Below are 18740 nucleotides of genomic sequence, written 5' to 3'. Positions count from 1 at the left end.
GCCTTTCCTGGTGCGGGTGGGTCGAATCGGGGAAACGGTCAGTGGGGCGGAACGGGAGCCAGGAGTGCCGGGTCGCCGCGCCGGCGGATCTGGTGGACCACCTGCTCGGCGGGCAGGCCGAGCGCGAGCAGCGCCTGCAGGAGGGTGCGGGCCTGGGACGGTCGGAGCAAACCGGACGGGACGGCTCCTGCGTCCTCGAGCGTCCTGCCGCCACCTGCTCCGTACACGCCCAGCACCGGTCCGGCGTGGACGCGGGTGCTGGTGACGACGACGACGCCGTCCTGCACGGCATGGCGTACGGCGTCGCTGAGCTCCGCATTGGTGTTACCCAGCCCGGTGGCTTCGAGGACGATCCCGCGGGCGCCGGCGGCGAGTGCCGCGGTGAACAGGGTCGCGTCGGCTCCCGGGTAGCAGGCGACGATGTCCACGCGGCTGCCCGCGCCGGTCGGGGGGATGTCGAGCGCGGCCGGCCGCCGGGGAGCAGCCCCCAGCAGGACCTCTCCGGTGGTCGCGACCGACCCCGCCGACCCCAGGTCGGGATTGCCGAACGCACGGAGCTTCGTCGTCTCGGTCTTCCGCGTCCCGGGAAGGGCGAAGACCTCGCCGTCGAACACGATCAGTGCGCCCCTTCCCCGGGCCTCGGAGGACGCTGCGAGGGTGATCGCGGTGCGCAGGTTCTCCGGGCCGTCCGGCGCCGGGCTGTCGGCCGCGCGCTGCGATCCCGTGAAGACCACCGGTCGCGGGTCGTCGTGGAGGAGGTCGGCGAGGTACGCGGTCTCCTCCATCGTGTCGGTGCCATGGGTGACGACGACCCCGAGCGTCTCCGGTGCTTCGAGTGCGGCGTGGACCGCCTCGCACACCGCGAGCATGTCGTCGAAGGTGAGGAGGTACGAGCCCTTCTGCATGAGGTCCACGACCTGGACGGCGGCGCTCGTGCCCGCCGCGGCGAGGACCGTGCCGCCTGCATCGGCGGCCACGGTCGCGCCGTCCGTGGCGTCGACCCGGGAGGCGATCGTGCCACCCGTTGCCAGGAGCACGACGTGCCCGGTGACTGATTCCATCGGTGCTGCCTCCTTACCCAATCGTTTGGGTGAGAGTTGCGGAAAGCAGAGCGCCCCAGCGGTGACGAGGGTTCTGCAGGTGTGCGACCTCAGTGGAACTGGACGAAACCCAAACGTTTGGGTTGAATGAGGAAAACCATAGGATGTGACCTTGGTCTCGTCAATGGATCGGCCGAGATTTCATATAGCCGAAACAAATCCGCAGGGCGAAGGGGGAGAACGTGGATTCATCAGGCAGGGGGCGCTCAGCAGTCACCCTGAAGGACCTCGCGGCGGAACTAGGCATCCACGTCTCGACGGTCTCCCGCGTGCTGCACTCCGATTCGGCGGTGGCACGCGGGGCGGCGTCGAAGGAGACCGCACGGAAGGTGCGTGACCTGGCACAGCTGAGAGGCTACTCACCCGACCCGCAGGCAACCGGCCTGCGCACCCGGCGCACGCGGGCCATCGGCGTCATTGTGCCCCGCCTCTCGGACATCGTCCTGGCGACCATGTACGAGGGCGTCGAGGAGGCCGCGGCCGAGAGCAACCACTCGACCTTCGTGATGAACTCCCACGACAACCTCGACGAGCAGCGCCGCAAGGCCGAGATCATGCTGGCGCGGCGGGTGGACGGCCTGATCCTCGGCGACGTCCATGCAGGCAGCAGCCTCGTGGACGACCTCGTGAAGCGACACGTGCCCTTCGTCCTCATGAACCGCCGTTACCCGGGGTTCCCCTCCTCTACGTGTGACGACACGGGCGGAGGCAGGCTCGTCGCGGACCACCTGTGGACCACGGGACACCGCTCCGTCGCGATCATCGCGGGCGAGCCCTACGCAAGCACGGGCGTGGACCGCACCGACGGCTTCGTGGAACGCTGGAACGAACTGGGAGGGGACGTGCCCGGGGACCGGATCCTGCCCTCGCGCTTCGACACCGAGGGCGGCCGCCAGGCGGGCGAGGAACTGCTGAGCCGGCCCGGCGAGGCCCCGACCGCGGTCTTCGCCGTCAACGACTTCGCCGCCATCGGCGCCATGGGCGCATTCCGCGCCGCGGGGCTCGTCGTCGGCCAGGACATCGCCGTCGTCGGGTTCAACGACACGTCCCTGGCCGCGCAGCTGCCCATCCCGCTCTCGTCGGTGCGCTCACCGATGCTCGAGATCGGCCGGGAAGCCGTCGGGATGCTCCGGCGAGTCATGGCCGGGGAGGACGTCGCGTCGGTACGACACCGGCCGGAACTCTTCGTGCGGGAGAGCAGCGCATCGGGCGCCGTCGGAGCCCGGCGGGGCATGCGGGTCGGCTGACCCGGGCCCTCGACCTCACGCCCAGACGGCGCGCCGCACTGTCGCTGCGTCCGCTCGCGCCGCGAGGGCCTGCTCCATCGTCACGGGCTCGAAATGGGTCAGCGTCCCCGGCGCGCTCCGGGCGACGACGTCCATGTCGGCGCTGATGACCGTCGCGACCATCGCGTACCCGCCGCCCGAGACGGCGTCGCGGTGCAGCACGATCGGCTCCTTGCCGCCCGGCACCTGGATCGATCCGATGGCGTAGCCCGCGTCCACGATGTTCGAGGGGTCGGACCCCGCGCCGAACGGTTGGATGCGCGGCTTCCATTCCAGGTCCGGCCCCGAGTACCGCAGGCCCATGCGGTCCGCCACGGGAGTCAGTTTCCACGCCGCGCTGACGAGGGTCTCCATGCCCTCCGCAGTCAGGCGGTGGTCGTAGAGGCCGGGCAGGATGCGGACCGTCACTTCCTTCGCATAGACGGGGCGCCGGTTCTCGGGAATCACGTCCATGGCGGGCCCGGAGCCGGAGGGGGCGCCGACCGGGACGGTGTCGCCGGCCTTGAGGGCGCGGCCCTGGAAGCCGCCGAGGGCGCCCAGCGTGTAGGTGCTGCGACTCCCGAGGACCACGGGCACGTCGATCCCGCCCTGCAAGGCGATGTAGTAGCGCGTCCCGCCGGAGAGCATCCCGAAGGACACCTCGTCGCCCGCGGCCAGCGACAGGCGGCCCCACTCGTCCACCGGCGTCCCGTTCACCCGCACCTCGACGGGCGCACCCGTGACGGCGATGACGGCGTCGGTGTCCGTGGTGAAGCGCGGCCCGAGGTAGGCGCATTCGAGGACGGCATCGTCGGCGGTGTTGCCCACCAGCGCATTCGCCATGGATGCGGACAACTGGTCCATGGCCCCGCCCTGCGGGATGCCCACGTTGTAGTAGCCGAACCGGCCCCGGTCCTGGACCGAGGTCGCGAGGCCGGGTTCGAGGATGTCAAATGCCATTGAGCTTCTCCAGAATGTCCCGGTTGTGCGCGGAGGGGTCGGTCAGGGCCTTCTGCAGGTCGAAGGTCACGGGCGTCTGGCGATAGGTGAAGGTTCCCGCTTCCACCTCCGCCTGGATCGCCGTGTATTCGTCCTCGTCGATCGGCTTGAACTTCACGATGTCACCCGGTCGGAAGAAGATCATGAAGTCCGAGAAGTCGGCGAGCTTCTGGGCAGGATCGAAGATCGGTGCCCCGGCGATACCGAACATCTGATAACCGCCGGCGCCCCTCACCGAGTAGATGCAGGCGAAGCACCCTCCGTGCCCCACCGTCAGTGGCGGGGTGTCGGTGCGCGGACTGAGGTACTTGGGGACCTCGAGCTGATCCTCCTGCGGGACGATCTGGAACATGAACGGCAGGCCGGCGACGAACCCCACCATCGACACCAGCCACGGCGACTCATGGTGCTTCCGGATGAACTCCTGCGGTGAGGACAGGCCGTTCTCCTCCGCCGCGAAATCGAGGTCCGTGCCCTCGGGCCGCTGGTGGCCCTTGCGGAAGCGCGCGCCGGTCTCCCGGGTGTAGGGGTCGTCGTACCAGACCGGGATCTCGATGATCCGGGTCTCGAGTGTCTGTTCGCTCAGGTGGGCGACCTCCTCCTCGACCTCCCTCACGAGTGCCTCCAGGTCGTCCGGTGGCACCGTGTCGGGATCGAAGCGCACCAGCAGGGAGGCGTTGGCGGGGCAGATGTCCACGACGCCGTCGATGGCACGCGCGGCGAGCCGGGCCGCCATCGCGTTCGCCTTGAAGTTGGCGGCGAGGCTCATGCTCTCGGAGATCTCGACGAAGAGGAACTCGTCGCCGCCCCACGTGTAGCGGGCAGCGTCGAGGTGCTGGGGTGCGTGGCTCATGCGTCAGCTCCGAGGAGGTCGGGGGTCGATTCGATGAACTTCGAGTGGTGGGTCACGTCCCGGACCTCGGGCCGGTGGAGGACCGTCGACAGGAGCGGGATCGTGGTCTTGACGCCGTCGATCCTCACCTCCGCCAGTGCCCGCGCCGACCGCTGGATGGCCTCGGTGCGGGTCTCGTCCCACACCACGAGCTTGGCGAGCAGGGAGTCGTAGAACGGTGCGACGGCGGATCCTGCAACGACGCCGGAGTCGATCCTCACCCCGGGGCCGCCCGGCCAGTCGAGACGGGACAGGGTGCCGGGGCTGGGCATGAAGCCCTGCGACGGGTCCTCGGCGTTGATGCGGAACTCGAAGGCGTGGCCCCGGAAGGTGATGTCCTCCTGGTCGAGGCGGAGACGGCCCGTGGCTGCGACCAGCAGCTGCTCCCGGATGAGGTCGATGCCGGTCACCATCTCCGTGACCGGATGCTCCACCTGGAGCCGGGTGTTCATCTCGATGAACGCCGCCTGCTCCCGGTCCGGGTCGTAGAGGAACTCGACGGTTCCCAAGCCGGCATAGCCGCACTGGCGGCCGAGCTCGATGGAGGAGGCGCGGATGGTGTCGCGGACGGCGTCGGGCAGCAGGGGGGCGGGGGCCTCCTCGATGATCTTCTGCTGGCGGCGCTGCAGCGAGCAGTCGCGGTCGCCGAGGTGGATCACGCGTTCGCCGTCGCCGAGGATCTGCACCTCGACGTGGCGTGCGCGGGAGACGAACTGCTCGAGGTACACCGTCGGATCGCCGAACGCCGCCTGGGCCTCGGCGCGGGCGACGTCGAGGGTCTGGACGAGGTCCTCCTCCTGGGTCACCAGCCGGATGCCGCGCCCTCCGCCGCCGGACGACGCCTTGACCACCAGTGGGTAGCCGATCTCCCGTGCGATGGGGAGGGGGTCGACGTCGGGGTCCAGCGCGCCGTCACTCCCGGGCAGGGTCGGGACGCCGGCATCCTGGGCGGCCTGCCGTGCACGGGACTTGTTGCCCATGAGTTCGATGGCGTCGGGGGAGGGACCCACCCAGGTGATGCCGGCGTCGAGGACGGAGCGGGCGAAGCGCGCGTTCTCCGACAGGAAGCCGTACCCGGGATGGAGCGCGTCGCACCCCGAGGCTTCGGCGGCCGCGAGCACCGCGGCGCCGTCGAGGTAGCTCTTCGCGGCCGGCGCCGGGCCGATCACTTGGACGGAGTCGGCGAGCGACGCCGCATAGGAATCGGCGTCCGGCTCGCTCGCGGCGAGGACGGTCTCCAGTCCCAGTTCCCGGGCGGCGCGGATGATGCGGACGGCGATCTCCCCGCGGTTCGCGATCAGGACGCGTTCCATCCGCTAGCCCTCGGACACGGTGGCGATGACGTCGCCGGGGTTGACGGTCCCGCCGTCGTCGACGGCGAAGCTCTCCAGCGTGCCGGACGCATCACTGCGGATCTCGGAGAACTGCTTCATGATCTCCACCACCCCGATGGTCTGGCCCGCTTCGATGGCATCGCCCTCGTTCGCGTAGGGGTCCTTGTCCGGACCGGGCTTGCGGTAGAAGATGCCTGGCAGTGGGGAGACGATGTCGGCCACGGGGGTCCTTTCGGGTGGGGTGTCGGGGAGGTCAGAGGGCGTCGAGGGCGGTGCGGACTGCTGTTGCCACCGCGGGGGAGTTGGGGGCGTCCGAGTGGACGCAGATGCTGTCGAACGGGATGGTGAGCAGCGTGCCGTCGGAGGCTTCGACGACGCCGTCCGTCAGGGCGCGCGTGACGCGGCGTGCGGCGGCGTCGGGGTCGGTCGGCTCGGGGCGGCGCTGGATGAGGAGCTCGCCGGCCGGACCGTAGTTGAGGTCCACGTAGAGCTCGGCCACGAAGGGCACCCCGAGTTCCTCGCAGACGGTCTGGTGGGCAGTGCCCGCGATGCCGTAGACGGGGACGTCGAAGAGCCGGGCCACCCGCGCGGCCCCCCTCATGAGGTCGGCGTCCCGGGCCAGCATGCCGTAGAGGGACCCGTGGGGCTTGATGTGGTTGAGGCTCGCGCCTTCCCGCCGCAGGAAGGCGCTGAGCGCACCCACCTGGTAGAGCATCATGTGCTCCACCTCCTGCGGGGAGAGCTTCATCTCCCGCCGCCCGAAGCCCACGAGATCCGGCAGCCCGGGGTGCGCGCCGATCAGCACGCCCTTCTCGAGGGCCGCAGCGACGGTCTCCGCCATCGTGTCCGGATCTCCCGCATGGAATCCGCAGGCCACGTTGATGGCGTCGACGGTCTCCAGGAGGGCGGGATCGTTACCGAAGGAGTGGAGGCCGAGGGACTCGCCCATGTCCGAATTGATCATCAGCGTCCCACGCCGGTCTGCAACGTCCGTCATGCGACAACCATAGAGACGGATCGGGTGCCGATATAGTGGGCGTTTGCCCTCCGTTCTCCCCTGTCGGAGGGCCGATGCACACAGGAGGTCCCCATGATCGTCGCCGATCTGCTGGCGGCGGATGCGCTTCAACTGCGCCTCCACACGCCGTCGTCCGTCGAGCGGCTGGGCTGGGACATCAGCTGGTGTGCCCCGGCGGAGACCATCGATCCGACGCCGTTCCTCAGCGACAACGTCGTCCTGCTGACCAACGGGATCGGGTTGAACATCGAGGACCAGCGCACCTGGACCGCCTACGTGGAGCGGCTCGTCCGAGTGCGGGTGGCGGCCATCGCCTTCGGGACAGGGACGGCGCACCGGCTCATCCCGCCGGGGCTCGTGCGGGCGGCCACGGCGCTCGACGTGCCGCTGCTGGAGATCCCGCAGTCCGTTCCTTTCCTGCAGGTCCACCGCCACGTGACGAACGTCCTCGAGGTGGAGCGCTTCACAGCCGTCAACCGGTCCTGGGAGCTGGCGCAGGAATGCGCGCAGCTCGCCGCGTCCGGCTCCCACCTGCAGGCCGTGCTCGACGCCGCGGCGCTGGCGGCCGTGGGTCAGCTCGCCATCGTCGACGCAGCAGGCGTGGTCATCGCGCGCTCGCCGTCGGCCTCGGTCTGGACCCCGGCGGATCTCACGGACCGGCCGGGCACCGGGCAGGGCAGCATCCCGCTGCCCATGGGCAGCGGCGACTCGTTCCAGCTGGTCGTGCGGGAGGCGACGTCGGAGCACCCCGTGGCGACGCTGCTCGCACCGGCGGCGTCGATCATCGCCGTGCAGCTGCAGACCGCGCTCCACACCACCACGCACAAGGAACGCGAACTCGAGACCCTGCTCGACCAGGTACCCGACTGGGCCGGTGTCGCCCTGGAGGAGTTCACCGGGACGTTCCGGTCCACCGGCCTGGACGCCCACGAGCCCACGCTCGTGCTGGCTGCGACCGCGGGGCGCCGCAACCTCTCCAATGCCTGGCGTATCCGCCTCCTGCTGCAGTCCCGGTTCGACGACGTGCGGGTGCAGGTCAGGTCGGGCATCCTCCACGCCTTCGCCCAGAGGCCGCTGGACGGTGCGGACGCGGAGGACGCCGCCACCGGACTGCTCGCGGCATGTGTGCGGGAGCTGCCCGGCCAGCCCCTCGTGCTCAAGGGGGCCTGCCATACGATCGACGAATTGCGCCTGGGGATCCATCAGGCAGGGACGATGGTCGGGGAGGTCCGCGCGCCCGTCCGCGCTCCGGATCTCGGCATCCGCTCGCTGATCGCCTCCGCGGCATCGTCCGGTGCCCGCGCCGGTGCCCACAAACTCCTGGCACCGGTCATCGAGTACGACGCCGCGCACTCGGTGGATCTGCTCGGCACGCTGGAGGCGTTCCTCGAGCACGACGCACAACCGGGACGCACCGCGGGCAAGCTGTTCATCCACCGCAACACGCTGGCCCAGCGCCTCGGGAAGCTCGAGGGTCTGCTCCACCTGTCGCTGACATCGCTCGAGGGCCAGGCCACCTGCCTCCTGGCGCTGCAGATCCTTCGCTCGGGGACCCTGCCGGCGTCCAGTGCAGCGGCGTCCGTGATCGACCGCCGCTAGCAGCGGCCGAACGCCGCCGACACCCCGGAACGACGGCAGCCGTCACGACCCCGGGACGACGACGGCCCCGCCCGCCACCCGGAGGCAGCGGACGGGGCCGCGGGTCGATCCGGACCTAGGAGGTCCTGATGTCCTTCGTGTCGTAGTCGAACCGGAACGTCACCGTGGTGTCGGAGATCAGGTGCAGCTCGTGGTTGGCGCCGTCGCGCGTGCCGAACCGGCCGTAGTTCTCCTCCCATGATCCGTTGACGAGGATCTTGAACTGGTAGGTCCCGGCGGGCAGCTGCAGCGTGTGCAGCCAGAGGTTCTCCGTCGGCTCCCAGGCGAACTGCAGCTCGCGGAGGTCCGTGCTCCAGTGGCCGGCGTCGCCGAACAGCGGGGCGAAGTCACCGGACAGGGCCACGGACTGCGGCTGGTCCTGCCATGCGAGGTCGGCGGTCGAACCGGCGGTCTCGTCGGTGGGCGACGCTGCGAGCGCCTCGGCGGCGCCAGCCGCGAGCTCGGGCGGGGTCTCCTCGGTTACGGCGTCGGGCGAGACCTCGAGGGTCGGGGGGACGTCGGGCGGCGTCGGATCCTCGATCGGGGACGCCTGCGCCTGCTCGCCCAGCTGCTCGGGCGCCTGGGGAGCGTGGACGACGGCCTCGACCTGCTCCGGCACGGGCGCGCCACTGATCATCGCGTTGACGAACTGCTCCGGATCGGTGAAGGCCGCGACGGCGCGGATGCCCTCGTCGGTGGCGGTCCAGCCGTTGCGTCCCTTGACGAGCCAGCCGGCCTTCACGAGCTTCGACGTCGCCGTCGTCAGCGCCTTGAACCCGCGGGGCACACCGCCGGCGAGGAGCTCGGCTTCCTTGTCATCGAACGGTACTTCCGCGACGGCCTTGGCCATCAGCTCGCTGGGCGCGACGACGGAGCCGGACGCCTGGTGGTCGGCTAGCAGGGCGAGGGTGGTGCGCAGACGGGCATTGGTGCGGTTGCGGGGGGCGATGACGATCTCCTTCGTGGTGTTCCTGCGGCTGACTGCCGGTCATCGTGACCGGTCGCCCGCGCTCATGGCGGGTGGGATCCGGGCGGGATTCTTACAAGAGGCAGGGTACGTGGTTCGGGGTCCGATGACGACAGCACCCTGATTTTATCGTCAGGACGGCGCTTCTCCGTGCAGGCAGGCGCCGTCATCTTCCCCCATCCGACCGACCGGTGCGCTCGAGACATGCTTGCCGGTCCGGTCCCCAGAGTAGGAGAAGCAGTCGGCGAAGACGGACCGTGCAGCTACCCGTTTCTCTTCCCTGACTACCTATTGGAGGCCGGCGGGGAGCGGAAGCGCGGGTGCTATCGTGCGCAGCATGGCGTCCCTCGCAGCTTCGAAGCGCACGTCCACTGCGAGGACGACGGCGCGCCTCGTGCTCGGCGCGGTCCTCCTGGTCGCCGGCACGGCCCACCTGACGGTCGCCCGGACCGAGTTCGCCGCGCAGGTCCCGGCCTGGCTGCCGCTCGACACGGACGTCGTGGTTGTCGCGTCGGGCGTCGTCGAACTGGTGCTCGGCGCCGCCCTGGTGGCCGCCGGCCGGTACCGCGTGATCGTGGGCTGGGTGGTCGCCGCCTTCTTCGTCGTGGTCTTCCCCGGCAACATCGCCCAGTACGTCGACGGCGTCAGCGCCTTCGGGCTCGATACCGACGGCGCCCGCCTCACCCGCCTGTTCTTCCAGCCCATGCTCGTGGTGTGGGCGCTGTGGTCCACCGGCGCGTGGCGCGACAGGCGGACCCTGTCCGGTGCTGGGCGCCGTGGGCAGAACTGAAGCCCGGGCGTTTCTTCGGATTCACACGACACACCTCGGCGATCCTCAGTATGCTTCGAAAATCAGGCGATAGCTCCGCTGCTGCCCACCCGCACCTCGAGGAGACACCATGAAGACCCTCCGCCCCCTGCAATCCGTCGAGAAGCTCGAGAACGTCACCGGACTCGACCCTCTCGTCACCACGATGCGCGACGTCGTGCAGTCCGTGATCAAGCCCGGCGCGCTCCGTGACATCCTCCACGGTGTGCCGATCGGCCATCCACTGCACCCGCTGATGATCCTCGTGCCGACGGGCACCTGGTTCTCCGCGGCCATCCTCGATGCGATCCCCGGCTCGACCAAGGCATCGGCGATCCTGATCGGCACCGGAGTGGTCACCGCCGGCCCCACGGCCCTGGCCGGCTGGACCGACTGGTCCGAGGGCCACGAACAGCAGCAGCGCGTGGGCATCGTGCACGCCGCGGCGAACCTCGCCGCCGTCGGACTGTACACGCTGTCCCTCGTCCAGCGCCTGCGCGGGAAGTCCGGCAAGGTGCTCTCCTACACCGGCCTCGCCGTCGTCTCCGCCGGTGGATTCCTCGGTGGGCATATGTCCTACCGACAGTCGCTCGGCGCCAACCACACCGAGGACGTCCCGCACCGCGTGGAGCCCGGCTGGCATGCGATCGGCGCGCTCACCGACCTCCCCGAGGGCAAGCTCGAGCGGAAGATGCTCGGTCAGGTCCCGCTCGTCGTCTTCCGCCAGGGCAACGACGTCTCCGTCCTCTCCGCCACGTGCAGCCACCTCGCCGGGCCGCTCAACGAAGGCGCAGTGACGTACGACGACGGCGCCTGCGTCGTCTGCCCCTGGCACAACAGCACGTTCTCGCTGAAGAACGGCGAGGTCAGGCAGGGCCCTGCGACATCACCTCAGCCGTCGTTCAGGACCCGCGTGGTGGCAGGCCTGGTCGAGGTCTCGCTCCCGCACGCCGGCTGACGCAGGTCGAGGACGATACAGTCCGACCACGGGGATGCCCGGCACCGAGGTGCCGGGCATCCTCGTCAGCGCGAGCGCTCCAGCCCGGGCGTTCCGCTCCGCCTGGCCGTGACCAGCAGGTACTCCCAGTCCATCGACAAACCGCCCGCCCCGGAACCGAACCGGTCCGCGAGCGCAATCAGCTCGGCGTCGAGGGCGGCAGCGCGGTCGGGCGACCCGGCCAGCGACTTGTACACGCCGATCGTTGGCCCGTAGTTCGTCTTGAAGTAGTCCAGAAGATCACGCGACGACTCGAAGTGATCCACCCGCAGCCGCCGTCGTTCGGCCTGCAGATCCGTCACCCGGTCACCGAACAGCGACGTCACATGCTGTTCCCGCCCCCACAGGGGAGGAGGCTGGGCGCCGGGAGGCGGCGGCGGGGCGTACGGCTTCATGGTCGCGAACATCTGGCCGATGAAGCCCTCGGGCGTCCAGTTGATCAGGCCGATGGTCCCGCCCGGCGCGCACACCCGGAGCAGCTCGTCGGCGGTCTCCCGGTGGTGGGGTGCGAACATCACCCCGACGCAGGACACGACGACATCGAACGCGCCGGTGTCGTAGGGGAGGTGCTCGGCGTCGGCGACGTCCCAGTCGAGGGTGACGCCGCGGTCCCGGGCGAGCTGCTGACCGATGTCGAGGAGCTCGGGCGTGAGGTCCGACGCCGTGACGGTGGCACCCCGCTCCGCTGCCGGGATAGCGGCATTGCCGGTGCCGGCGGCGATGTCGAGGACCCGGTGCCCGGCGGTGATGCCCGTGGCGTCAACCAGCACGGGCCCGAGGGCCGGGATGATCTGGGCCGCAACGGCGGCGTAGTTGCCCTGTGCCCACAGGGCGCGGTGGCGCGCCTTCAGCTCCTTGTCGGCGTCGGGGTTGGTTCGTACTTCTGTCATGATGATGCCCTTCCCTGTGTGATGGCGGCGTTTCCGCCGCGTGCCGTTCCTGACCGCATCAGTGTCACGGCGCGGCGTGTGATGGACCGTGTGACGGGGTCTCAGAGCTGGTGACGGCGGACCAGATGCTCGGTCAGCGCCGGGTTGTCGATGCCCTGCGCCAGGACGCGGATGGTGGCGGCAGCGCCGTCGTCGCCGAGGAGCGCCCGGCTGGAATAGGAGCGGACCGTCAGTTCCCGGTGCCCGTAGCGGCTGGAGCGCTCACCGAGTTCCTGCGCGAACCGCAGTGCCCGGGGCGGGTCGTCGGACATCGCAGCCGTCGTCGCGAGGTCGAGGTTCCGGCCCCGGAACCACCGGTACCAGGGGTGGGGCTGCACCCCGCGGTCGATCCACGTGCTCGCCCCCGCGACGTCGCCGCGGGCCAGCAGCACGGAGGCCTTGGCATGCGCGGCAGCATCCATGAAGCAGCGGTCACCGAAGGACCCGGCGAGCGCCGTTGCGTGGTCGGCCAAATCCTCCGCCAGCCGGTCCTCGCCCCGCGCGAGGTACGCCTCGCTGCGCAGTGCCTCGACGAAGGGGGAGAAGGCGGTCCAGTGGTCCCGTGTGACGAGGGCCAGGGCAGCATCCAGTTCGACGGCGGCCCGGCGGGCCCGGCCGGTCAGGAGATGCACCCGCCCGAGCATCGTCGTCGCGAAGGCCTCCTGCCGGACGGCGGCCAGGCCGACGCTGAGGCGGACCGATTCGGTGAGGACGACGACGGCGCCACGGTAGTCGGCCGTGTCGGTCGCGAGCATCCCCATCACGCCGAGCGCCTTGGCCCGTTGATCGGGAAGGGCTCGCGCGGCCGCGACGGCCTTCGCCAGCCACCGCGCTCCGCTGGCAGGGAACCCGCGCTGCACGGCGAGGAAGCCCAGCTCCCGATACGCGGCGGACCGGACCGCGGGGTCGCCGTTCCGGGAGAGGGACAGCACGCGGTGCAGCAGGTCCGCGACCTCCGTACCGCGCCCGCCCGCACCGTGCGTGAGCGCTTCCGCGAGGGCGAGGAGCGTTTCCGCCTGGAGGGCGCGATCACCCATGCGTTGTGCCAGACCGGTGGCGACCCGCAGATGCGAGAGCGCCGTCCCGGGGGCTCCTGCGGACAGGCACGCCTTCGCTGCCTCCAGGTAGGAGGTGACGGTGAGGGCGGTCGCGGGCAGTGTGCTCGAGGGGACGACCGGGGCGGCGAGGGCACGCTGCACCTCTGCGGGCATGCCCTCGCCCAGTTCCTCGGCGAAGACGTCCCGGCAACGGTCGGCGCACCGGCGGGCCTCGGGTTCGTCGCCCGCTTCCATGAGCGAGCGGACGAGCAGGGCGTGGAAGTCGGCGTTGAGGGGATCGAGCTGGACGGCGCGCGTGGCCAGGGTGATGGCGCCCTCGGTGTCGCCGTTCGCCAGCGCGGACAGACCGCCGTCGTAGACCGCGGTCTCGACCGCGTGCCGGAAACGGTGCCGCTCCATGGTCAACCAGCCGTCGAAGGCGGGACAGTCCCTGAAGTCGTATCCCTCGAGCAGTTCTGCGCTGAGGACGGATCCGGGGGTGGGCGCCAGCCTCCCCAGGACGTCGACCCGTGACGACGGGATCCGCAGCACGATCGGGTCGCCACCGAGTGTTGCCCTGGCGCCCAGGACTCTTCGCAGATCGGACAGCTGCCAGCGGAGGGCTCCGAGGGGATCGTCCGCCTCAGGGAACAGCAGCGCGGCCAGCTGGCTCCGCGGGGTGGGCATGTCGTGCAGCAGGAGGTAGGCGAGCAGTCCCCACGCCTTCCGGCCACGGGGCTGTGGACCCTCGCCGTCGGATCGGGTCATGGAGGGCGGCCCGAGGAGCTGGATGTCGATCCCGGACATGGGCCCACTGTAGATCCGGAGGTCGACCGACGGAACGGCCAAAGGTGCCGAACCGGCAGGAACAGCGGGAGCGGCCGGAGCCGCAGGACGAGCCGCGGCCTACCGCGCCTGCGCCACCGGGTACAAGTCCGTCGCCTCGAGCATGACCGAGTCGATCCTGGCCGCCAGTGCACCGTCCGTCTCCGACGCCGCCTTCGCCTCGGTCCACCTCGGGTCGGAACCGAACGCAGCCCAGTTGGCCTTCGGATCGCCGTCGTGTTCGAGGAGATAGACGAGGACGTCGTCGGTCCCCACCGGCGTCCAGTAGCCGAGGCTCTTCATGTTGTGCTCGATGAAGAGGTCGATGGTCGAGGAGCGGAAGCGCTCCACGAGGGCGTCCATCTTGCCGGGGTTCGCGGTGTACGTGCGCAGTTCGTAGGTCATGGTTCTCCCGCTGGTTGCTGTGCTGGTGGTCAGACCCACACTAAGCCCACGAAGGAGCGCTTCTCACGGCGCACTTCCTCCGTCGGGCCGTGCCATTCATGCAGCCGTGCTGGCCATTCCGGTCGTCGAACAAACGACTCGGTCTTCGCCGCGACAGATGCGGAATGTCGGTGGCGCGGGAAATCATCAATCAACGCCCATCGTCTGGAAGGAGCCCGGATGCCCGGAAGTCTCGTTGCGGGGAACGCAATCACCGACATCGGCCTCGCACCGTCCGTTGCTGCACCCATCGAAAAAACCCTTTTGGACCTGCTCCTGCATCCGGCCGCTGAGGAAGCGTTCCAGTGGATGGTCAGCGTCGATGATCACTGCAGTGACTGGCGGGACCTCGAGTCGCGGGCCCAGGTGATCCGCCTGGTCCGACTGATCGCCACCAGTGGTGACTGGCTGATCATTCAGTCCAAACACCTCGACCACGGCCCCTCGGGGCGCTACGCCTAGGTGATGAGCACGGGGAGCGGCTACCTCGTGGAGGTCGCGTATTCAGATGAGGCAGGAACCCACAACTGGCGGGTCGGGCTGGGCGCGGAGGCGGACGACGCCGGGAACAAGCCTCACGCCGCCGTCGCATCGATCCAACAGTTGAAATTCGCCGGGGTCACCGAGGTGCTGGATTCCTGGCTGCGCGGGCATGGCATACCCCTCGGCTACGGCGGGGCGCTGCACGTGTACAGGTGACCCGTCCGGACGGCCGACGACGCGGTGTCCCACGTGCCGGCACGAAGCATGGCCGATCGGGAGACGTCAGCCGAAGAGCTCCGGACGCCGGCACGTCAGGTAGGTGTTGAGCTCCCGTGCCCGGCGCACCTCCGCCTGGTCCACACCCGCGAAGAGCAGTTCCTCGCCGTCCCCGGCGAGCCCGAGGAACGTCCCGTAGGGGCTCGCGATGCAACTCAACCCCGTGAAGCCGGGCGCCGTGTGGTTCGCGTACGCGATGTACACGCCGTTCTCGAGGGCCCGCGCGGGTACCAGCAGCGTCGAGATGCGCTCGGCGTTGTAGGTGTGCACCGGCGGTCGGTTCCCGACATCTCCTGTTGTCGGCACTGCGGTGGGGACGAGCAGCAGGTCGGCGCCGCGCTGGGTGGCACTCCGGACGAATTCCGGGAACTCGACGTCGTAGCAGATGCCGAGTGCCACGCCCATGCCGAGCAGCGGGACCACCTCGGGAAGCTCGTCGCCGGGGGCGAAGACGGCCTGCTCCTCGGCCCCGAACAGGTGCGCCTTCCGGTAACGGGTCAGTTCCGCGCCCTGGCGGTCGAAGAGGGAGGCAGTGATGTGCCGCGCGTCGGACGTGGCCTCGACCGAAGATCCGACCAGCGCGATCCTGTACCGCCGCGCCATGCAGGCGAGCGCGTCACGGACGGCCTGCCCGTCGGACTCCGCGACGAGCGCGGGAGCGTACCCGGTGGCGAAGAGTTCCGGGGTCACGAGGACCTCCGCGCCCTGGGCTGCCGCGCGGGCGGCATACCCGTCGAGGCGGCGCAGGTTCTCCTCCACGGCGTCGACCGTCCCGGCGGCCTGGAGCACAGCGAGAGCGGGCACCGCTACTCCTTCCGCGAGGCCGGCCGTGCGGGCGATTCCCGCGCAGATCATGACGGCCGATCCATTGACAGCCCTCATGATAGGCACAACGATGTATCCGAACCGAATGAGATTCGATTATTGGAGAGACGCACCATGGATTCAGCTGACCCCACGACGGCGAGCGATCTGCAGGCAAGGCTCGGCGAGATCGCCGCCCACGAGCACGGCGCCGCCTCACGCGCCGCCCTCTCGGGCCGGGACCTCGTCCTGTACACCCTCGTGACCCTCGGGATCACCCTCGCCGGATTCCTGGTGCTGGCGCTGTGAGCACGGGAAGCACCAAGCGCACGAGCACCAAGAGCGACGCCGGAAACGGCGGCTCCCTCGGCTCCCTGCCCCTGCTCCGCAGTGAGCGGATCTGGAACGGCGCCGACTTCACCGGGGTCAACATCAGCCTCGCCATCGCCACCTGGGCGTTCCTCGTCGGCGGCTCGACGGCGCTGCTCGTCGGCTTCCAGCAGGGCGTCGCCGCCATGATCATCGGCAACGCGATCGGCCTCGGCTTCATGATCCTGGCCAGCGTCGTCGCCAGCCAGCGCTACGGCGTGGAGCAGTACACCATCCTCCGGCCGGTCTTCGGCCTCGTGGGCGTGGGGATCCTCGTCTTCACCGTCATCCTGATCACGGAGATGGGCTGGTCCTCGCTGCTGGCCATCATGGTGGGCCGGGCCGTCACCCAGGTCTCCAACTCCACGTTCAGCACCGACTTCGGGCCCGAGAGCCTCATGGTCACGGTCTTCGCCCTCGTCGCGATCGCCGTGTCCTGGTGGATCCTCTCCCGCGGCCCCGTGACCATCGGCCGGTTCAACAAGTTCATCGCGCCGGGCCTGATCGTCGTGACCGTCTTCCTCATGGTCTTCCTCGTCCTCAACACCTCGTGGGACACGCTGTTCAGCGCCGCACCGCTCGCCCCGTTCGAGGACGAGCGGCTCAACTTCGCCCTCGCCGTCGAGTTCAACGTGGGCGTCGGCGTGTCCTGGTACCCGGTCATGGGATCCCTCGCCCGGCTGACCAAGACCCCGAAGGCCGCCCTCTGGCCGTCCTACCTCGGGCTGTTCGGTGCCACCCTGATCGCGCAGGTCGTCGGCATGGCCGCCGCCCTGACCCTCGGGGATTCCGATCCGACCGTCTGGATGCTGCCGTTCGGCGGTCCGGTCCTCGGCGCGTTCATCCTGCTGTTCATCGCCTTCGCGAACATCACCAGCACGTCCTCGATCGTCTACTCCACGGTGCTCGCGATCCGGCAGGCCAGCGGCAATCTGCTCTCCGGGGTCCGGTGGGCGTGGCTGTGCGCGGCGTTCTTCGTCCTGCCGGCCGTCCTCGCGTTCTTCCCGGGCTTTATGTACGAGCGGTTCATCGTGTTCGTGACCCTCAGCGGTGCCTTCCTGGCGCCGATGTGCGGGGCGATCATCGCCGACTACTTCCTGCTGCGCCGCCAGCGCGTCGTCCTCGAGGACCTCTACCGCCACCGCCAGGAGAGCGCCTACCACTTCCACGGAGGCGTCAACTGGGCCGGCATGGCCGCCGTCGTCGTCGGAGCCGCCTTCTACCTGGTGATCTACAACCCGGTCACGCTCACCGCCCTGCCCGTCTTCGGCTACATCACGGCGTCCTTCCCCGCGGCGGTCGTCGGCGGCGTCGTCTACTACGTCCTCGCCCGCGTCCTCTACGTCCGCCGCGGCGTCGGCGGCTACGCGACCGCTCCCGGGAACGTCGAGGGTCGCGCGTGAGCCGCACCTCCCGCGCCGCCGTCCACCGCCGCGGTTCACAGGACCTCGATCTGACCACCGTCACTGTCGCCGATCCCGCGCCGGGCACCGTCCTCGTCCGCATGGGCGCGTCCGGCGTCTGCGGATCGGATCGCCACGTGCTCGACGGCGACTGGACGCTGCCCTCGCCCACGGTGATGGGCCACGAGGGCGCCGGGACCGTCGAGGCGATCGGCGACGGCGTCACCGACGTCGCGGTGGGCGACCACGTGATCCTCTCCTGGTTTTACCCCTGCCGCCGCTGCACCGCCTGCCTGTCGGGCAGGTCCTACGTGTGCACGGGCAGCCGCTCCGAGGAGTGCCTCCTGCCCGACGGCAGCAGCCCGCTCATCCTCGATGGCGATCGCGTGTTCCCGTACCTGACCGTCGGGTCCATGAGCGAATACGCCGTCGTCCCCGAAGCCGGCGCCATCCGCATTCCCGACGAGGTCCCGTTCGACGTCGCCAGCCTCATCGGCTGCTCCGTCGCCACGGGCTTCGGGGCCGTGGTGAACGACGCCGGCGTGGAGGCGGGCACGTCCGCCGTCGTCATTGGGACCGGCGGTGTGGGGCTCTCGATCATCATGGCGCTGCGGCTCGTCGGCGCGAACCCGATCATCGCCGTCGACCTCAGCGAGGACAAGCTCGCGGCCGCGCGGGAGTTCGGCGCCACCCACACGCTCGTGCCGTCGGACGGGCTCGCCGAGGAGATCGCGGCGATCACCGGGGGAGGCGCCGCGTACGCGTTCGAGGCGATCGGGCGGGTCCAGACCATCGAGTCCCTTCCCTCGCTCATCGCCCCCGGGGGCAAGGCCGTCATCGTGGGCCTGCCGCCGGAGGACAGCCCGGTATCTATCGACGCGCTGATGCTCGCGGAGAGCGGGAAGTCGCTCATCGGCTCCAACTACGGTTCGACCGTGCCGGGGCGGGACTTCCCGCGGCTCGCCGCGCTGTACATCGCGGGGCGGTTGCCCGTGGACCGGCTCATCTCGCACCGGATTAGTCTGGACGAGGTCAACGAGGCCTTCGACGCGATGCGCCGGGGCGAGCGGGCGCGCAGCGTGATCGTGTTCTGAGGACGACGACGGCGGGAACCTCGCCGGGACCGGAACAGCGGAGGGCGGCTCAGCCGCC

Annotated in this window: 20 protein-coding genes; 9 read left to right on the top strand and 11 right to left on the bottom strand. The window is 69.9% G+C overall.

Going from position 1 to position 18740, the window contains the following annotated elements; translation table 11 throughout:
- Window positions 1-38: 38 nt before the first annotated feature.
- Window positions 39-1061 (bottom strand): asparaginase, encoded by a 1023-nt coding sequence (locus tag AC4D2E_RS10800; protein WP_490952621.1) that lies wholly within the window; start codon window positions 1059-1061, stop codon window positions 39-41.
- 221 nt (window positions 1062-1282) lie between these two features.
- Between AC4D2E_RS10800 and AC4D2E_RS10795 the strand changes: the two genes are divergently transcribed.
- Window positions 1283-2347 (top strand): LacI family DNA-binding transcriptional regulator, encoded by a 1065-nt coding sequence (locus AC4D2E_RS10795; protein WP_490952620.1) that lies wholly within the window; start codon window positions 1283-1285, stop codon window positions 2345-2347.
- A gap of 15 nt (window positions 2348-2362) precedes the next feature.
- Here AC4D2E_RS10795 and AC4D2E_RS10790 read toward each other — a convergent pair whose 3' ends face one another.
- The 5 genes from AC4D2E_RS10790 to pxpA are packed head-to-tail and all read right to left on the bottom strand — an operon-like array spanning window position 2363 to window position 6587.
- On the bottom strand, window positions 2363-3325 hold the full coding sequence (locus AC4D2E_RS10790) for a 5-oxoprolinase subunit C family protein (RefSeq protein ID WP_490952619.1): 963 nt from the start codon (window positions 3323-3325) through the stop codon (window positions 2363-2365).
- Entirely contained in the window at window positions 3315-4217 is a 903-nt protein-coding gene (locus tag AC4D2E_RS10785) for a 5-oxoprolinase subunit B family protein (RefSeq protein ID WP_490952618.1), read from the bottom strand. Before AC4D2E_RS10785 ends, AC4D2E_RS10790 begins: the two co-directional genes overlap by 11 nt.
- Window positions 4214-5569 carry an acetyl-CoA carboxylase biotin carboxylase subunit gene (locus AC4D2E_RS10780; RefSeq protein WP_104168641.1) on the bottom strand — a complete coding sequence of 452 codons (1356 nt, stop codon included), beginning with the start codon at window positions 5567-5569 and terminating at the stop codon, window positions 4214-4216. Before AC4D2E_RS10780 ends, AC4D2E_RS10785 begins: the two co-directional genes overlap by 4 nt.
- 3 nt (window positions 5570-5572) lie before the next feature.
- Window positions 5573-5812, bottom strand: coding sequence for an acetyl-CoA carboxylase (locus AC4D2E_RS10775; RefSeq protein WP_104168640.1), 240 nt, complete (start codon window positions 5810-5812; stop codon window positions 5573-5575).
- A gap of 31 nt (window positions 5813-5843) precedes the next feature.
- Entirely contained in the window at window positions 5844-6587 is a 744-nt protein-coding gene (gene pxpA / locus AC4D2E_RS10770) for a 5-oxoprolinase subunit PxpA (RefSeq protein WP_490952617.1), read from the bottom strand.
- 93 nt (window positions 6588-6680) lie between these two features.
- On the opposite strand from pxpA, the gene AC4D2E_RS10765 reads away from it, so the two are divergent.
- Window positions 6681-8207 carry a PucR family transcriptional regulator gene (locus AC4D2E_RS10765; RefSeq protein ID WP_490952616.1) on the top strand — a complete coding sequence of 509 codons (1527 nt, stop codon included), beginning with the start codon at window positions 6681-6683 and terminating at the stop codon, window positions 8205-8207.
- A 115-nt stretch (window positions 8208-8322) separates the two neighbouring features.
- Here AC4D2E_RS10765 and AC4D2E_RS10760 read toward each other — a convergent pair whose 3' ends face one another.
- Window positions 8323-9096 (bottom strand): pullulanase X25 domain-containing protein, encoded by a 774-nt coding sequence (locus tag AC4D2E_RS10760; RefSeq protein ID WP_490952615.1) that lies wholly within the window; start codon window positions 9094-9096, stop codon window positions 8323-8325.
- 454 nt (window positions 9097-9550) lie between these two features.
- On the opposite strand from AC4D2E_RS10760, the gene AC4D2E_RS10755 reads away from it, so the two are divergent.
- Both AC4D2E_RS10755 and AC4D2E_RS10750 read left to right on the top strand, forming a co-directional pair.
- Window positions 9551-10003 carry a DoxX family protein gene (locus tag AC4D2E_RS10755; RefSeq protein WP_490952614.1) on the top strand — a complete coding sequence of 151 codons (453 nt, stop codon included), beginning with the start codon at window positions 9551-9553 and terminating at the stop codon, window positions 10001-10003.
- 109 nt (window positions 10004-10112) lie between these two features.
- Window positions 10113-10979: a Rieske (2Fe-2S) protein gene (locus tag AC4D2E_RS10750; protein ID WP_490952613.1), complete on the top strand. Its 867-nt coding sequence runs from the start codon at window positions 10113-10115 to the stop codon at window positions 10977-10979.
- Window positions 10980-11044: 65 nt separating this feature from the next.
- On the opposite strand, the gene AC4D2E_RS10745 is transcribed toward AC4D2E_RS10750, so the two are convergent.
- From AC4D2E_RS10745 to AC4D2E_RS10735, 3 genes are all read right to left on the bottom strand, one after another.
- A complete protein-coding gene (locus AC4D2E_RS10745; protein ID WP_490952612.1) occupies window positions 11045-11908 on the bottom strand; it encodes a class I SAM-dependent methyltransferase in 864 nt (287 codons plus the stop codon).
- Between the two features lie 101 nt (window positions 11909-12009).
- Window positions 12010-13791 (bottom strand): AfsR/SARP family transcriptional regulator, encoded by a 1782-nt coding sequence (locus AC4D2E_RS10740; RefSeq protein WP_490952611.1) that lies wholly within the window; start codon window positions 13789-13791, stop codon window positions 12010-12012.
- A 99-nt stretch (window positions 13792-13890) separates the two neighbouring features.
- Window positions 13891-14214, bottom strand: coding sequence for an NIPSNAP family protein (locus AC4D2E_RS10735; protein WP_490952610.1), 324 nt, complete (start codon window positions 14212-14214; stop codon window positions 13891-13893).
- 219 nt (window positions 14215-14433) lie between these two features.
- Between AC4D2E_RS10735 and AC4D2E_RS10730 the strand changes: the two genes are divergently transcribed.
- Window positions 14434-14715, top strand: coding sequence for a hypothetical protein (locus tag AC4D2E_RS10730; protein WP_490952609.1), 282 nt, complete (start codon window positions 14434-14436; stop codon window positions 14713-14715).
- A 3-nt stretch (window positions 14716-14718) separates the two neighbouring features.
- The gene (locus AC4D2E_RS10725; RefSeq protein WP_490952608.1) at window positions 14719-14952 is read left to right on the top strand and encodes a hypothetical protein; all 234 of its coding nucleotides are present in this window, start codon (window positions 14719-14721) and stop codon (window positions 14950-14952) included.
- A 66-nt stretch (window positions 14953-15018) separates the two neighbouring features.
- On the opposite strand, the gene AC4D2E_RS10720 is transcribed toward AC4D2E_RS10725, so the two are convergent.
- Window positions 15019-15816: a nitrilase-related carbon-nitrogen hydrolase gene (locus tag AC4D2E_RS10720; RefSeq protein ID WP_490952607.1), complete on the bottom strand. Its 798-nt coding sequence runs from the start codon at window positions 15814-15816 to the stop codon at window positions 15019-15021.
- A 135-nt stretch (window positions 15817-15951) separates the two neighbouring features.
- On the opposite strand from AC4D2E_RS10720, the gene AC4D2E_RS10715 reads away from it, so the two are divergent.
- From AC4D2E_RS10715 to AC4D2E_RS10705, 3 genes are read left to right on the top strand one after another with little or no spacing between them, the layout of a single operon-like run.
- Entirely contained in the window at window positions 15952-16125 is a 174-nt protein-coding gene (locus AC4D2E_RS10715) for a hypothetical protein (protein ID WP_490952606.1), read from the top strand.
- Window positions 16122-17588 carry a purine-cytosine permease family protein gene (locus tag AC4D2E_RS10710; protein WP_490952605.1) on the top strand — a complete coding sequence of 489 codons (1467 nt, stop codon included), beginning with the start codon at window positions 16122-16124 and terminating at the stop codon, window positions 17586-17588. Before AC4D2E_RS10715 ends, AC4D2E_RS10710 begins: the two co-directional genes overlap by 4 nt.
- A complete protein-coding gene (locus tag AC4D2E_RS10705; protein WP_490952604.1) occupies window positions 17585-18682 on the top strand; it encodes an alcohol dehydrogenase catalytic domain-containing protein in 1098 nt (365 codons plus the stop codon). Before AC4D2E_RS10710 ends, AC4D2E_RS10705 begins: the two co-directional genes overlap by 4 nt.
- Window positions 18683-18740 lie beyond the last annotated feature (58 nt).

This window comes from Arthrobacter sp. TJ-265, assembly GCF_058269135.1.
This window is presented reverse-complemented; position numbering and strand designations above follow the sequence as displayed.